At 68.4% G+C, this 15,760-nt stretch carries 13 protein-coding genes and 1 tRNA gene; 9 read left to right on the forward strand and 5 right to left on the reverse strand.

Annotated features, from left to right (window positions below):
- Nucleotides 1-68: 68 nt before the first annotated feature.
- From C882_RS03885 to C882_RS25370, 3 genes are all read left to right on the forward strand, one after another.
- Nucleotides 69-329 carry a DUF1178 family protein gene (locus C882_RS03885; protein ID WP_009539240.1) on the forward strand — a complete coding sequence of 87 codons (261 nt, stop codon included), beginning with the start codon at nt 69-71 and terminating at the stop codon, nt 327-329.
- 10 nt (nt 330-339) lie between these two features.
- Entirely contained in the window at nt 340-726 is a 387-nt protein-coding gene (locus tag C882_RS03890; protein ID WP_009539241.1) for a hypothetical protein, read from the forward strand.
- Between the two features lie 76 nt (nt 727-802).
- On the forward strand, nt 803-1,456 hold the full coding sequence (locus C882_RS25370) for a UPF0149 family protein (RefSeq protein WP_456059065.1): 654 nt from the start codon (nt 803-805) through the stop codon (nt 1,454-1,456).
- 305 nt (nt 1,457-1,761) lie between these two features.
- Here the strand turns inward: C882_RS25370 and gltB are convergent, their stop codons facing one another.
- Complete coding sequence (gene gltB, locus C882_RS03900) at nt 1,762-6,327, reverse strand: glutamate synthase large subunit (RefSeq protein WP_009539243.1); 4,566 nt, start codon at nt 6,325-6,327, stop codon at nt 1,762-1,764.
- Nucleotides 6,328-6,342: 15 nt separating this feature from the next.
- On the reverse strand, nt 6,343-7,812 hold the full coding sequence (locus C882_RS03905; RefSeq protein WP_009539244.1) for an NAD(P)-dependent oxidoreductase: 1,470 nt from the start codon (nt 7,810-7,812) through the stop codon (nt 6,343-6,345).
- Between the two features lie 267 nt (nt 7,813-8,079).
- Between C882_RS03905 and C882_RS03910 the strand changes: the two genes are divergently transcribed.
- Nucleotides 8,080-8,883: an undecaprenyl-diphosphate phosphatase gene (locus tag C882_RS03910; RefSeq protein ID WP_009539245.1), complete on the forward strand. Its 804-nt coding sequence runs from the start codon at nt 8,080-8,082 to the stop codon at nt 8,881-8,883.
- A gap of 58 nt (nt 8,884-8,941) precedes the next feature.
- Here C882_RS03910 and C882_RS22910 read toward each other — a convergent pair whose 3' ends face one another.
- From C882_RS22910 to C882_RS03925, 3 genes are all read right to left on the reverse strand, one after another.
- Nucleotides 8,942-9,751, reverse strand: a complete 810-nt coding sequence (locus C882_RS22910) for a hypothetical protein (RefSeq protein WP_009539246.1) — start codon at nt 9,749-9,751, stop codon at nt 8,942-8,944.
- Nucleotides 9,752-9,890: 139 nt separating this feature from the next.
- On the reverse strand, nt 9,891-10,922 hold the full coding sequence (locus C882_RS03920; protein ID WP_009539247.1) for a complex I NDUFA9 subunit family protein: 1,032 nt from the start codon (nt 10,920-10,922) through the stop codon (nt 9,891-9,893).
- A gap of 222 nt (nt 10,923-11,144) precedes the next feature.
- Nucleotides 11,145-11,756, reverse strand: a complete 612-nt coding sequence (locus C882_RS03925; protein ID WP_009539248.1) for a LysE family translocator — start codon at nt 11,754-11,756, stop codon at nt 11,145-11,147.
- 249 nt (nt 11,757-12,005) lie between these two features.
- Here C882_RS03925 and C882_RS03930 point away from each other — a divergent pair.
- The 5 genes from C882_RS03930 to C882_RS03950 all read left to right on the forward strand — a co-directional run bounded on the left by C882_RS03930 (nt 12,006) and on the right by C882_RS03950 (nt 15,688).
- Nucleotides 12,006-12,092, forward strand: a tRNA-Leu gene (locus tag C882_RS03930).
- 135 nt (nt 12,093-12,227) lie between these two features.
- On the forward strand, nt 12,228-12,836 hold the full coding sequence (locus C882_RS03935) for a ribonuclease D (protein WP_009539249.1): 609 nt from the start codon (nt 12,228-12,230) through the stop codon (nt 12,834-12,836).
- A gap of 202 nt (nt 12,837-13,038) precedes the next feature.
- Entirely contained in the window at nt 13,039-14,034 is a 996-nt protein-coding gene (locus tag C882_RS03940; RefSeq protein ID WP_009539250.1) for a KpsF/GutQ family sugar-phosphate isomerase, read from the forward strand.
- On the forward strand, nt 14,034-14,714 hold the full coding sequence (gene lptC, locus C882_RS03945) for an LPS export ABC transporter periplasmic protein LptC (RefSeq protein WP_009539251.1): 681 nt from the start codon (nt 14,034-14,036) through the stop codon (nt 14,712-14,714). The genes C882_RS03940 and lptC overlap by 1 nt, the downstream gene beginning before the upstream one ends.
- A 26-nt stretch (nt 14,715-14,740) precedes the next feature.
- Complete coding sequence (locus C882_RS03950; RefSeq protein ID WP_160166764.1) at nt 14,741-15,688, forward strand: LptA/OstA family protein; 948 nt, start codon at nt 14,741-14,743, stop codon at nt 15,686-15,688.
- Nucleotides 15,689-15,760 lie beyond the last annotated feature (72 nt).

The following is a 15,760-nucleotide window of genomic DNA, read 5'->3' on the forward strand; positions in this document are numbered from 1 at the left end:
CCGTTTCCGTCGCGGCGGCCCTGCGTTATATGGAGACGCATCCTGATTGCGACGGAGGATTAAAGGGGATGATCCGCTATTCACTGCGCTGCGCCGACGACGGCCACGTCTTCGAGCAGTGGTTCGACAACTATGCCCATTACGAGGCCCAGGCCGCCGAGGGCGCGCTGGCCTGCCCGTCCTGCGGCTCCTCCAAGGTGTCCAAGATGCTGGCCGCGCCCGCGCTGGGTGCCTCCACCATCACCCATCGCCCGGCCCCGGCACCCGCCTGCGCCTCGGGCGGCTGCGCTGCGCCGGCGGCCGGCACCTGCCCCGCCATGGCGGACTGACCGGGACGACATGGCCGGACCCCTGCCCAAGGCCCGATACGTGCTCAAGGCCGACGCCGCTTTCCGGGCGGTGCTCGGCCTCGTGCTGCTGGCCGGTGCCCCCCTCGTCCTGGAGGCCGCCGCCGTCTTCGCACAAGCCGCCGGCGTCCTGCTGGTGGGCTGGGCGGTGGTGCTGAAGGGCGCCGTGGCGACCGGCGCGCCCGCCGTGCGGCTGGTGGCCGGCGGCAACGCCGTCGCCAGCCTGCTGGGCGTGGTGGTGGTCTTTTCCTGGATGCCGGCAGCGGGCGCGGCCGGCGGTTTCGCCGCCACAGCCCCCGCTGCCGTGGTCGCCCTGGCGCTGTTGGTGTTCGGGGTGTTCAGCGCGCTCTACTGGGGGCGGCTGAAAGGCGTCAAATGACCGGCGAGCCCTGCGCTCGCCCGCACCGCATCCCGTTTCAACAGGAGGTTCCATGCCCGCGCCGCCGGACTTCACCATGCCCACCCGCCACCGGCTGGAGCGCTTCCTGGCCGATGCCGAGGGGCCGTCGCTGCCCTATGTGGACGGGTTCCTGACGGCGGTTGCCATCGGCCCTGACATGCTGCTGCCCAGCCAGTGGTGGCCCTTCCTGTGGGGCGAGGCGGAACCGGACTACCGCGACAAAAAACAGGCGGAAACGGTCCACCTGGACGTCCTGGGCCGCTACAACCAGATCCTCGGCCACCTCGACGCAGACAACGGCGCCTACGCGCCGATCCTGCGCGATGCCGCGGGCGCGTTGCGGGTGGAGGACTGGTCTCAGGGCTTCCGCGCCGGCCTCAGCCTCATGGGCGAGGACTGGATGCCGCTGTTCGACGACGAAACCGGCCGCCTGACCGTCACCGCCCTGATCGGCCTGGCCCCCGGCGAAGACGGCGGCAACCTGCTGAAGATGGACGCCGACCGCGCCGCCGCCCTGCGCGACGAGGCCGAAGAGTTCATCCCCGGCAGCGTCGCCTACATCCACCACTTCTGGCTCAAGCGCCAGGCCGAAACCATCGCCGGCCGCCCCGGCAGCCCGCCGGTGCAACGGGGCGCAAAGGTCGGCCGCAACGACCCCTGCCCGTGCGGATCGGGGAAAAAGTACAAGAAGTGCTGCGGGGCGACCTGAGGATGCGAGGGACGCCCCGGCGGCCGGCAGAGGGCGTGGTTTCCTGCCTTCGCAGGAATGACGGGGTAGACGTTCTTTTCAATCAGACGTTCAAACACCCGTCGTCCCTGCGAATGCAGGGGCACACCGTCAGCCCTCCTTGGGAAGCCGCCGCAGGCGACTGGGCAATCTTTTACACCCAATTAATGCGCGGGGGAGTGTGAGGAGGCCGCGTCGGCTCCCCTCACGAATAGCCCGTCCCCGCTCACGATAAAAGGGAGGCATCCCGGCCGGGCTGCCTCCCTTCTTCGTTCAGGCCGTCGGCCTTACTCGGCGGCGGCGATGTCGCCGGCGGTGACGGGAACGTCCAGCTTGTCGAGCATTTCCTTGGGCACGACCTGCCAGAACTTGCGCTTTTCCATCTCCCAGTTGGCCAGGATGCGCTGGCCGTGCGGGCTGTGGGTTTCGGCGACGTGTTGCTCGATCAGGGCCTTCAGCTCCTGCTCGTAGTGGTCGACCTCGATGCGCTGCCAGATCACGTTGTCAGGGTTGACGCGCAGCTCGAAGCTTTCGTCCTCGTCGTAGACGTAGGCCAGGCCGCCCGTCATGCCGGCGCCGAAGTTGGCGCCGACCGCGCCCAGGATCACCGCCCGGCCGCCGGTCATGTACTCGCAGCCGTTGGAGCCGCAGCCTTCCACCACCACGGTGGCGCCGGAGTTGCGGACCGCGAAGCGCTCACCCGCCTGGCCGGCGGCCAGCAGGGTGCCCGAGGTCGCGCCGTAGAGCACGGTGTTGCCGATGATGGTGTTCTCGTTGCTCTTCAGCGGGCTGGAGACGGCCGGGCGCACAACGATCATGCCGCCCGACAGGCCCTTGCCGACGTAGTCGTTGGCGTCGCCGAAGACTTCCAGCTTCAGGCCCTGCACCGCGAAGGCGCCCAGCGACTGGCCGGCGGCGCCGCGCAGGCGGACCGTGATGTGGCCGGGCTGAAGGTGCTTCATCCCGTACTTCTTCACGATCTTGTGCGACAGCTTGGTGCCGATGGCGCGGTGGGTGTTCCGCACGTTGTAGGTCAGCTGCATCTTCTCGCCGTCGTTCAGCGCAGGCGCGGCGTCGACGATCATCTGGGCGTCCAGGGTCTCGGGCACCTCGTTGCGGCCCTCGATCTGGCTGGTGATGGGCAGGCCGCCGTTGTCCGGCTGCACCAGCAGGGCGTTGAGGTCCAGGTCGTCGAGGTGCGACGCGCCGCGGCTGACCTGGTGCAGCAGGTCGGAGCGGCCGATCACGTCCTCCAGGCTCTTGAAGCCGAGCCCCGCCAGGATCTCGCGCACTTCCTCGCCGATGAAGGTCATCAGGTTGACGACCTTTTCCGGCGTGCCGGTGAACTTGCCGCGCAGGGCTTCGTCCTGGGTGCACACGCCCACCGGACAGGTGTTGGAGTGGCACTGGCGGACCATGATGCAGCCCATCGCCACCAGCGACGACGTGCCGATGCCGAATTCCTCGGCGCCCAGCATGGCGGCGATGACGATGTCGCGGCCGGACTTCAGGCCGCCGTCGGTGCGCAGCTTCACGCGGTGGCGCAGACGGTTGAGCGTCAGGACCTGGTGGACCTCCGACAGGCCCATCTCCCACGGCAGGCCGGCGTACTTGATGGAGGTCTGCGGGCTGGCGCCCGTGCCGCCGGAGTGGCCGGAGACCAGGATCACGTCGGCGTTGGCCTTGGCGACACCGGCGGCGATGGTGCCGATGCCGGTGCGGCTGACCAGCTTCACCGTGACCTGGGCCTGCGGGTTGATCTGCTTGAGGTCGTAGATGAGCTGCGCCAGATCCTCGATCGAGTAGATGTCATGGTGCGGCGGCGGCGAGATCAGCATGACGCCGGGGGTGGAGTGGCGCAGCTTGGCGATCTCCACCGTCACCTTGAAGCCGGGCAGCTGGCCGCCCTCGCCGGGCTTGGCGCCCTGGGCGACCTTGATCTCGATCTCGCGGCACTGGTTCAGGTACTCGGCGGTGACGCCGAAGCGGCCCGAGGCGACCTGCTTGATCGAGGAGTTGGCGTTGTCGCCGTTGGGCGCCGGGCGGTAGCGCGCCGGGTCCTCGCCGCCTTCGCCCGAGTCGGACTTGGCGCCGATGCGGTTCATGGCGATGTTGAGCGTGCCGTGCGCTTCCGGCGACAGGGCGCCCAGCGACATGGCCGGCGTGACGAACCGCTTGCGGATGGCGGTGGTCGACTCGACCTCGTCCAGCGACAGCGGGCTGTGGTCGGAGCGGAAGTCCATCAGGTCGCGCAGGTTGATGGGCGGCATCTTGTAGAGGCCGTCCACATACCGGCGATAGGTCTGATAGCTGTCGGTCGCCACCGCGTGCTGCAGGGTGTGGATCAGGTTACCGTCAAAGGCGTGGCGCTCGCCGCCGCCACGACGGTAGCGGTAGACGCCGCCGATGGGCAGGACGATGGCGCCCGGCGCATAGGCCTTGGCGTGCTGTTCCAGCACCTTCTTCTGGATGCCCTGCAGGCCGATGCCCGAAATGCGCGACGACATGCCGGGGAAGAACTCGGCGACCAGGGTGCGGGACAGGCCGATGGCCTCGAAGTTGTAGCCGCCGCGATAGCTGGAGATGACGGAGATGCCCATCTTGGACATCACCTTCAGCAGGCCGTCGCCAATGGCCTTCTTGTAGGCCAACAGGCAGTCGCCCAGGGGCATGTCGTCGAACAGGCCGCGCGCGTGGCGGTCGGCGATGGCCTCTTCCGTCAGGTAGGCGTTGACGGTGGTCGCGCCCACACCGATCAGCACGGCGAAGTAGTGCACGTCCAGGCACTCCGACGAGCGCACGTTGATGGACGTGAAGGTGCGCAGCTGCTGGCGGACCAGGTGCGTGTGCACGCCGCCGGCGGCCAGGATCATGGGGATCGCCGCATGGGCCGGACCGGCGTGCTCGTCGGTCAGCACCAGGTGGGTGCAGCCGCCGCGCACGGCGTCCTCCGCCTCGCGCTGGATGCGGTGCAGGGCATCACGCAGGGCGTTGTCGCCGCCGTTCACGTCGAAGGTGCAGTCGATGACGTGCGCCGTGTCGCCCATGTGCTTGCGCATGGCGTTGAACTCGGCGGTGGTCAGCACCGGGCTTTCCAGCTGCAGCAGGTCGCACTGGCTGGCGTCCTCCTCCAGGATGTTGCCCAGGTTGCCCAGCCGCGTGTTCAGGCTCATCACGCGGGTTTCGCGCAAGCTGTCGATGGGCGGGTTGGTGACCTGGCTGAAGTTCTGGCGGAAGAAGCAGTGCAGGCCGCGGTAGTTGTCCGACAGCACCGCCAGCGGCGCGTCGTCGCCCATGGAGCCGATGGCTTCCTTGCCGTCCTCGACCATGGGCTGAAGGATCAGCTCCATGTCTTCCATGGTCAGGCCGTGGGCGTACTGGCGGCGGCGCAGTTCGTCGCCCTTCACGCCCATGGTTTCGCCGTGGTCGGCGGCTTCGATCAGGCTGTCCAGGTGGGTGATGCGCTGGACCCACTCGCCGAACGGACGGCGCGCGGCCAGGCGGTCCTTCAGCGTCTTGTCGCTGTAGAACTTGCCTTCCTTCAGGTCGACGCCGACGCACTCGCCCGGGCCCAGGCGGCCCTTCTCGATGATCTCGGACTCGTTGAAGCGCACCATGCCCGTTTCCGAGCCCACGATCAGCAGGCCGTCGGCGGTGATGGAATAGCGCATGGGGCGCAGGCCGTTGCGGTCCACGCCGGCGACGATCCAGCGGCCGTCGGTGGCGGCGATGGCGGCAGGGCCGTCCCAGGGCTCCATGATGCAGTTGTAATAGCTGAACATGGCGCGGTGCTCGTCGGGCATCAGCTTGTTCTGGCCGATGCTCTCGGGGATGAGCACGCTCTTGACCTCGGGCGCGGTGCGGCCGGCGCGGCACATCAGCTCGAACACGTTGTCCAGCGAGGCGGAGTCCGACCCGCCGGCCTCGACCACCGGCTTCAGGTCGTCGATCTGCTCGCCGAAGACGTCGGTGGCCATCCGCGTTTCGTGGGCCTTCATCCAGTTGCAGTTGCCCACGTGCGTGTTGATCTCGCCGTTGTGGGCCAGCATGCGGAAGGGCTGCGCCAGGCGCCACGTCGGGAACGTGTTGGTCGAGTAGCGCTGGTGATAGATGGCGAAGCTGGAGACGAACCGCGGGTCCAGCAGGTCGGGATAGAAGGTGGTCAGCTGCTCGGCCAGGAACATGCCCTTGTAGATGATCGAGCGGCACGACAGCGAGCAGATGTAGAACTCGGTGATGTGCTCGGCCAGCACCTTCTTCTCGATGCGGCGGCGGATGACGTACAGGTCGTTCTCGAACTTGTCGTCGTCCACGCCCTTGGTGTTGGCGATCATGATCTGCTCGATCTCGGGGCGGGTGGCGTTGGCCTTCTCGCCGATGACCGAGATGTCCACCGGCACCTGACGCCAGCCGTAAATCTCGTACCCGAAGGTCAGGATCTCGGACTCGACGATGGTGCGGCAGCGCTCCTGGGCGCTCATGTCGTTCTTGGGCAGGAACACCATGCCGACGGCCAGCTTGCCCTCGGTCAGTTCGTGGCCCGTGCGCTGCACGTGCTCCTTGAAGAAGTCCTGCGGAATCTGGACGTGGATGCCCGCGCCGTCGCCGGTCTTGCCGTCGGCGTCGACGGCGCCGCGGTGGAACAGGACGCGCAGGGCCTCGACGCCGGCCTCCACCACCTCGCGGCGGGGCTGGCCGTCCAGGGCGGCGACCAGGCCGACGCCGCAGTTGGCGTGCTCGAACTCGGGGCCGTAGGCACCGGCGGCGGCCAGCAGATCGGCGTTGCGCTGGAAGCTCGCGACGAACTGTTCGCCGGTCTCGGTGATGATGGGGGTCTTTTTCATGTCGGTCATCTGTCTACGGCTCCCTCAGGAGGCTTGGGCGAGCTTGGAGGGCTCGCCGGCAGTCTGCTCGGCGGCGGCGCGGACGTATTCGTCCATGCGCTCGGCGGCGTCGCGGCCGTCCTTGACGGCCCACACCACCAGCGATGCGCCGCGCATGATGTCGCCCGCGGCGAAGACGCCGGGGATCGAGGTCATGAGCGTCTTGTGGTCGGTCTTCACCGTGCCCCACTTGGTGACGGCCAGTTCCGGCTCCTCGAACAGCACCGGCAGTTCCTCGGGCTCGAAGCCGAGCGCCTCGATCACCAGGTCGGCGTCCAGGTTGAACTGGCTGCCCTCGATGGGCTGCGGGGTCTGACGGCCGGAGCTGTCGGCGACGCCCAGATGCATGCGGACCGCCCGCACGGCGGTGACCCTGTTGTCCTCGTCGCCCAGCAGCGCTTCGGGTGCCGCCATCCACACGAACTCCACGCCTTCCTCGGTGGCGTTCGACACCTCGCGCTGAGAGCCGGGCATGTTGTCGCGGTCGCGGCGGTACAGGCACTTGACCGACTTGGCGCCCTGGCGGATGGCGGTGCGCACGCAGTCCATGGCGGTGTCGCCGCCGCCGATGACGACGACGTTCTTGCCCTTGGCGTCCAGCACCCCGGACTCGAACTCCTCCACCGTGTCGCCCAGGTCGGTCCGGTTGGACGCGGTCAGGTAGTCCAGGGCGCGCTTGACGCCCGTCAGCCCGGCGCCCGGGCAGGACAGCATGCGGGCCTTGTAGACGCCCGTCGCAATCAGGATGGCATCATGCTTGGCGCGCAGGTCGGCAAAGGTGATGTCCTTGCCGACGTCGGTGTTGGGATGGAAGGTGATGCCGGCGTCCTGCAGCAGCTTGACGCGGCGCTCCACCACGTACTTCTCCAGCTTGAAGCCGGGAATGCCGTACATCAGCAGGCCGCCCACGCGGTCGTAGCGGTCGTAGATGTCGACCTTGTAGCCCTTCTCGCGCATCTGCTCGGCGGCGGCGAGGCCGGCCGGGCCGGCGCCGATGATACCGATGGAGAAGCCGTTCTCCTTCTCCGGCGTGCGCGGCTTCACCCATCCCTCGGCCCAGGCGGTGTCGGTGATATGCTTTTCAACGGCGCCGATGGTGACCGAGCGGTGGTCGGACTGCTCCAGCACGCAGGAGCCTTCGCACAGGCGGTCCTGCGGGCAGATGCGGCCGCAGATTTCCGGCATGTTGTTGGTCGCCGAGGACACGGCGTAGGCCTCTTCCAGACGGCCGTTGGCGGTCAGCATCAGCCAGTCGGGGATGTTGTTCCCCAGCGGGCAGTGGATCTGACAGAAGGGAATGCCGCACTGCTCGCAACGGGACGCCTGATCCTCCGCCGCCTTCGGCTCGAACGCGGAATAGATCTCCTCGAAGTCCTCGCGGCGCAGCTCGGCCGGACGCTTGGAGGGATACTCCTGCTCGAGCGTGGTGAAGCGTAGCATCTTGTTGCGCGCCATGGCGCGGCCTCCTCGGGCTGTTTGTCGGGAAGGGTCTTCTCGTGCGCTATTCAATAAGGCGCCCGATGACGGATTCCAAGGGAAAACGCACATTTAGGGAAAATCTGTTTACCAACTTTCGGCTCGCCTCGCCGCGCGCCGGTGGCGGCAGGAGCACCCGCGACGCAGCGATCTGAAAATAGGTCTCATTTTTGTACCATCGCTGTCCTTCCCGCGGAATCCGGCCAATGCTATAAGGGCGCCACACCATCCTCTAGGGGGCGCTGGGTGACTCTTCTACAAATTCTGGTATTGGCGCTGGTGCAGGGAATCACAGAATTCCTGCCCATCAGCTCCTCGGGCCATCTTGTCCTGGTGCCGGCGCTGACGGGCTGGCCCGACCAGGGACTGGACATGGACGTGGCCGTGCACGTGGGCACGCTGCTGGCGGTGATTCTCTACTTCCACAAGGACGTTCTGGCCATGGCCGGCGGACTGGGCCGCATGGCGCGGGGGCGGCGCGACCCCATGGGGCGGCTGGCCCTGCAGGTGGCCGTCGCCACCGTGCCCATCGTGGTCGTCGGCCTGCTGCTCAAGGACCACATCGCCACCTACGGCCGGCTGATCGCCGTCATCGGCTGGACGACGCTGATCTTCGGCATCCTGCTGTGGGTGGTCGACCGCCTGTGCATGACGGTCAAGCGCGCCGAGCACATGAGCTGGGTCGACGTGCTGGTGGTCGGCTTCGCCCAGGTGCTGGCCCTGGTGCCCGGCACCAGCCGGTCGGGCATCACCATGACGGCAGCCCGCCTGATGGGCTACGAGCGCGAGGAAAGCGCCCGCATCTCCATGCTGCTGTCGATTCCCACCATCCTGGGCGCCGGCGTGCTGGCGGGCCTGGACATCGCCGAACGCGGCGACTGGCAACTGACACTGAGCGCCCTGATCGGGGCCGGCCTGGCCTTCGTTTCCGCCCTTGTGGCCATCGCCCTGATGATGGCGTGGCTGCGGCGGGCCAGCTACACCATCTTCGCCGTCTACCGCGTGATCCTCGGCATCGGCCTGCTGGCCTGGGCGTATGGTTTGCTCTGACGGGGGCCGCCCCGAAACCGGAACGGCCGCCCCCGCCCGCGCCCCGTAGGCGCGGCCCTCAGTCCCGCCCCGTCCTCCACCGCCAGGCGCGCAGCGCCAGGGTCGTGATGTAGAGGAAGACCGTCATGGCGATGAAGGTTTCCTGCATCTCCTGGTGATGGCGGGTCGGAATGTCGAAAGGCGGCGGCAGGGTCACGTCGAACCACACCTGGATGCGGTCGAAGATGCGCGGCAGGAACACCAGCAGCGCCGCCGGCGCCAGCGTCGCGCTCGGCATCAGCCAGGACGCGATCGGGTAGCGGTCCAGCCACGCCAGGCCGCCGCGCTTGCGCCACAGCGGCAGGATCACGCCGAACACCAGGATAAGGGCCGCGGCGATGGCGCGCGGTTTCTGGTCCAGCGCCCGTTCGGCCATGTTGTGCAGGTTGGTTTCGTTCTGCTTGTTGACGTCGGCCATCCAGTCCGGCGTGCCCCAGCCGAAGAAGTGCTGCCCCCAGCTCCACTCCTCGCCCGCGACCAGCACCGCCAGGACGGCGAACAGGGCGAGGCCCAGGCGCAGCCACGGCACCTGCTTCACGCCGTCGACCATCGCCAGCCATGCCGCCGGGGGCGCCGACAGCAGGAACAGCGCCGCCGTCAGGTTCTCGCCGAAGCCGAACTCGTTGTCGCCGGCGAACCAGTGGTAGGCGTCCGGCGCCACCAGCCGCAGGATCAGGGTGACGACGGCGAATCCCACCGGCATCCCGAACCACAGGAGCCACGGCAGCGTCGCCCGCCGCGCCCGGAACAGCGGATGCGGGCTGATGAACGGAGTCAGGAGGCGGGCCGCGCCGGCCGGGCGCTCGCGCGTGGGCGTGTCGTCTTGCATGACGACTTTATGGCGAAGGCGCGCTTTCGCGTAAATAGCTTATCGCGCAGCCGGGTGCGATGAGGCCGGCAAAGGAAGGGCGGCGGGCCGATGTCCGGCCGCGCCGCCCCGGGGTCGGATGCGGCTCCGTCACCGGTCCTCAGCGCTCGCCGCGGCTCGGGTTGCGCAGGATGATCTGCTTGTGCATGGAGCGGAAGCGCGTCAGGTAGGTCGGCACGATGGCCTCCACCGTCGTCGGCTCGATGCCCAGGTCCTTGAGGCCCGGAAATTCGCCGCTCACCACGTTGTCCTTGCGCAGCTGGCGCACCTGGTCGCGGGTGAGGATCTTCTTGGGCAGCATCTGCAGGAAGGTCGCCTCCACGTCGGCCACCCACATGGGCAGGGGCACGATGGCGCGGCGGCGGCGGGTTTCATGGGCGACGATCTTCATGATGTCGCGCATGGAGACCACTTCGTCGCCGCCCAGCTCGAAGGTCTGGCCGGTGGGCGCGTCGGCGTCCAGCAGGCGCATGATGGCCTCGGCCACGTCGCCCACGTAGACCGGCTGGAACTTGGGTCCGCCGCCGCCCACCAGGTCCAGCTGGAAGCGGCCCGACGGGTCCTTCTTCAGGGCCGGGGCGTCGTCGGTGAAGAACGGCAGCACCGGCGACAGGCGCGCGATCTTCGCGAACATGTTGAAGAACTGGTCCTCGGGGCCGAACACCACGCTGGGGCGCAGGATGTCGGCGTCGGGGAAATGCTTGCGCACGGCCTCCTCGCCGCGGGCCTTGGTCTGGGCGTAGACCGAGTCGCTGTCCTTCGAGGCGCCCAGGGCGGAGACCTGCACCATGCGCGCGACGCCGGCTTCCTTGGCCAGCCGGGCGATGCGCTCGGGCCCTTCCACGTGCATGCGCTCGAAGGTGGCCTTGCCGCTCTCGGCCAGGATGCCCACCAGGTTGACGACGGCATCGGCGCCTTCGACCGCGCGCTTGACGCTGTCGTCGTCGAGGATGGAGGCCGGCACCAGCGAAATCTGGCCCAGGTCGCCCATGGGCTTGAGGAACGACGCCTTTTCCGTGTCACGCACGGCGACACGCACCCGGTCGCCGTTGCGCGCCAGACGCCTGACCAGGTGGCGGCCGATGAAGCCGGAGCCGCCGAACACCGTCACCAGACGAGGCTTCTTCGTCATCGCATCCATACTCCCCTTGCGCGGGCCTCTGGCGCCCGCCGAGATCAGTTGGGCCGGGGCCGCTGCCCCACCATTCCAGGTGGGCGGACAATCCCACAGCCGCGCGAAATACGCAACCGGACCGGTGTCTTTCCGCCGCCGCCCGCATGACAGGTACGCACGGCGGGCCGCGGCGGCTTTGTGGAAAAGCGGAAACGGACGCGCGCCAACAGCCCGCTCCGGTCAGCGCTCCGCCAACGCGAGCCGCAGGCCCAGCGCGCCGAAGGTGGCGGCGAATCCGCGCCGCAGCCAGCGCATCACGGCAGGGCGGCCGATCACGTGACGGCGCGTCGCCGCCGCGAAGGCGCCGTAGCCGACGAAAACGATGAAGGTCAGCAGCATGAAGACCGCCGCAAGACCCAGCATCGCCAGCGTCGGCGCCGTCGAATCGGCAGGCACGAACTGCGGCAGAAAGGCCAGGAAGAACAGCGACAGCTTCGGGTTCAGCACGTTGATCGCGATGCCGTTGCCGATGATGCGCAGCGGCGGGGCCGCTTCCCGGTTTTCCGACACCAACAGCGCGCCGCCCTCGCGCAGCATGCTCCACGCCATGAACAGCAGGTAGACGACACCGGCGATCTTCACCGCCTGAAAGGCGAGCGCGCTGGCGTGCAGCAGCGCCGCGAGCCCGGCGATGCTGGCGGCGATATGCGGCAGGATGCCCAACGTGCAGCCCACGGCGGCCAGCACGCTCGCCCGCCAGCCGCGCCCCAGCCCGTGGGCCAGGGTGTAGAGCACCCCCGTGCCGGGCACCAGTATGACCACGATGGCGGTAACCAGAAATTCCACGCCCATGCGCCTGCCCTCCCCTTCCTTGGCACCTTGCGTTCGCCGGCAGGACGCCACGGGCCGGCGGCAGGGGTCCAGGACCATTAGGCCCCGCAAGGAAAGACCACCACAAAAATTTTTGCATTTTCGTGTTGACGCCACCGGCCAGCCGGAGTACATACCGGGCCTCCAAGGCGAACGGCGCCGACGACGAGACGCAGACGGGACGGAAAGTCCTTGAGTGTCAAAGGGTTCGGCAAGGTTCACTGGTCACCTGCCCAGGTGGCGGAATTGGTAGACGCGCAGGTTTCAGGTACCTGTGGCCGCAAGGCCGTGGAAGTTCGAGTCTTCTCCTGGGCACCACTTTCCTTTATTCCTTCATCGCAATCGCGATGCCGCGCCGCGGCGTGTTCCTTCTGACGAAAGACGCGCGACAGGCGCCAAGCCCGCCCCGGCCAGCCGCGCCCCTCGCGCGCAAAGGCGAGAGGGCGGTTTTTCATGTCCATCACCCTGCATCACGGCGACATTCCCGCCGACCTGGATTTCGGCGCCTCGGTCGCGGTCGACACCGAGACCATGGGTCTGTCGCTGGTGCGCGACCGGCTGTGCGTCGTGCAGCTTTCGGCCGGCGACGGCACGGCGCACCTGGTCAAGCTGACGCGCGATTACGACTGTCCCAACCTCAAGCGCCTGCTGGCCAATCCCGACGTGCTGAAGATCTTCCACTTCGCGCGCTTCGACGTCGCCATGATCAAGCGTTCGCTGGGAGTGGACTGCGCGCCGCTCTACTGCACCAAGATCGCCTCCAAGCTCTGCCGCACCAACACCGACCGCCACGGGCTGAAGGACCTGTGCCTGAACCTGCTGGGAGTCGAGATCAGCAAGGAGCAGCAGACCTCCGACTGGGGCGCCGAGGTGCTGACCGAGCAGCAGCAGGCCTATGCCGCCCAGGACGTGTTGTACCTGCACCGCCTGAAGGAGGTGCTGGACGCCCTGCTGACCCGCGAGGGCCGCGTCGACCTGGCCGCCGAGTGCTTCCTGTTCCTGCCCACCCGCGGCGCTCTCGACCTGGCGGGGTGGGACGAGGTGGACATCTTCGCCCACTGATTGACGACCGGGTCCGGCCGCCCTTTATATCGGGGCGTCCGCGCCATCCCGGCGTTGACGCTTACGCCCCGCACGCGTAGGGTTTTGCAAGTTTCGGGCCGACTGGGGCGCGAACGGCTTTCAGCCTTTCATCGACAGCAAGACGCCCCGTCCGCCACCGCCGGCCGCATGTCGGCGGGCACAGGTAGAGAGAGTGCCCATCGTGCAGCACACCGCCAAGACCACCGAAGCCTCTTCCACCGCCGCCTCGCCGGACATCGCCTCGGCGCGCCGGGTCCTGGGGCTGGAGGCCGAGGGGCTGACCGCCCTGGCGCAATCGCTGGGCGAGACCTTCCAGAAGGCGGTGGACGTGCTGGACGCCACCGAAGGGCGCATCATCGTCTCGGGCATGGGCAAGAGCGGCCACGTCGGCCGCAAGATCGCGGCGACCCTGGCGTCGACCGGCCGGCCGGCGCAGTTCGTCCATCCCGGCGAGGCGAGCCACGGCGACATGGGCATGATCACCCGCGCCGACGCCGTCATCGCCCTGTCCAACTCGGGCGAGACGCCGGAACTGGCGGACCTGATCGGCTACACGCGGCGCTTCGACATTCCCCTGGTCGCCATGACCAGCCGCGAGACCTCCACCCTGGCGACCCAGGCCGACGCGGCGCTGGTGCTGCCGCGCGTGAACGAGGCCTGCCCGCTGGGCCTGGCCCCGACCACGTCGACCACCATGATGCTGGCGCTGGGCGACGCGCTGTCGGTGTGCCTGCTGGAGCGCAAGGGCTTCACCGCCGCCGACTTCCAGATCTTCCATCCGGGCGGCCAGTTGGGCCGACGCCTGCTGACGGTGCGCGACCTGATGCACACCGGGGCGCGGCTGCCGCTGATCGCGCCCGACGCCCCCATGTCCGAGGCCATCGTCGAGATGTCGGCCAAGTCGTTCGGCTGCGTCGGCGTGCTGGACGGCGACGGCCGGTTGGCGGGCATCGTCACCGACGGCGACCTGCGCCGCCACATGAGCGACGCGCTGCTCGCCCAGCGGGTCGGCGACGTGATGACGCCTGGCCCCAAGACCATCCGGTCCAGCGCCCTTGCGGCCGAGGCGCTGCGCATCCTCAACACCATGGCGGTGACAAGCCTGTTCGTGCTGGAGGACGACAAGCCCGTCGGCCTCATCCACATCCACGATTGCCTGCGGGCGGGGGTGGCCTGATGGCGCCGGCCGGGCACGACGGCCTGCGGGCCGCGCCCGAGGACCGGGCGCCGGCGGGCGCCGGGGGCCAGGGTCCGCGACGGCCGCGCGGCTACAGCGGGTTCGTCCGGCTGATGAAGATCTTTCTGCCGGCGGCGGCGCTGATCCTGATCGCGCTGGTGGTGGCCTGGCCGCAGATCCAGGTGGTGGAGGAAGAGGTGCGGGTGCGCTTCGCCGCGCTCAAGGCCTCGGCCGTCGACCAGATCGAGATGATAAACGCCCGCTACTTCGGCACCAACGAGGAAAACCGCCCCTACGCCGTCACCGCCACCCGCGCGCTGGAGGTTTCCGAGGACGGCGACATCGTGGAGCTTGAGAATCCCAAGGCCGACATGAACATGGAGGGCGGCGCCTGGGTCATGCTCAACGGCGACAAGGGCTATTATTCCAAGAGCGGCGGCACGCTGCGCCTGAAGGGCAACGTCAACCTGTTCCACGACAAGGGCTACGAGTTCCACACCAGCGAGGCGCTGATCCACGTGGAACAGGGCGACGCAGAGGGCGACAAGCCGGTGCAGGGCGCCGGCTCCTTCGGTCACGTCACCGGCGAAGGCTTCGTGCTGACCGACAAGGGCAAGCGCATCCGGGTGACCGGCAAGTCGCGGCTGATCCTGAACCAGGGGGCGAACGAGGCGCTGTGAACAAGGGTGCGATGATGGTGTGCCGCATGATGCTCTCCTTCCCGCTTCGCCGCCTTGCGGCGTCGGCCGCCCTGGCGGTGGCGCTGGGCGCCGGCGCCCTGGCGGCGGCCGGTGCCGCGCCGGCGGTGGCGCAGACCATCGACCTTGCCACCGGCGGCGACCCGAACGAACCGCAACCCATCGAGGTTCTGGCCGACAACGGCATCGAATGGGTGCAGGACGAAAAGCGCTTCATCGCACGCGGCAACGCCGTCGCCATCAAGGGCGACACGCAGGTCTTCGGCGACGTACTCACGGCCGACTACCGCGAGCGCCCCGAGGAAGAGGGCGGCGGCACCGAGATCTACAATCTCACGGCCGAGGGCAACGTCCGCATCGAGAGCCCTCAGGAAACCGCCACCGGCAACCGGGCGCGCTATGACGTGGACAACGCCGTGCTCTACCTGTGGGGCGCGCCGGCCAAGCTGGTCACGCCGACGGACGTGGTCACGGCCGACGATGAGATCCGATACTACGAGATAGAGAAAAAGGCGGTCGCCGAGGGCGACGCCGTCGCCGTGCGGGGCGACCGGCGCATCCGCGCCGACGTGCTGACGGCCTTCTTCGAGGACCCCGAGGCCGAGGGCGCGACAGCCGAAGCAGCGGCGCCGGCGCCGGCGCCCACGGACGGCGGCGACGGCACGGGCGACAGCCTGGCCGGCGACAGCGAATTGGACCGCATCTACGGCGACGGGGCGGTGGTCATCACGACGCCCCAGGAGATCGCCGAGGGCGACAAAGGCAATTACAATGCCAAAACGGGTATCGCCGAGCTGGAAGGTTCGGTTAAAATCACCCGTGAGAAGAACGTGCTGACGGGCAATCGGGCAACCACGAACCTGAACACCGGGATCAGCACCATGCACAGCGGCTCCGCCGGCAAGGCGCGCGGGCTGCTGGTGCCCAACCGGGGCAGCGACCAGGGCGGAAGCTGACGCCGGCGCATCGTGTGGGGTGCGCCGCTGCGGGCCTGCGCGGCACCCGGCGGGCCCATCGGGGATGAGAGG

It is taken from the genome of Caenispirillum salinarum AK4 (genome assembly GCF_000315795.1).
Taxonomy (GTDB): domain Bacteria; phylum Pseudomonadota; class Alphaproteobacteria; order Rhodospirillales; family Rhodospirillaceae; genus Caenispirillum; species Caenispirillum salinarum.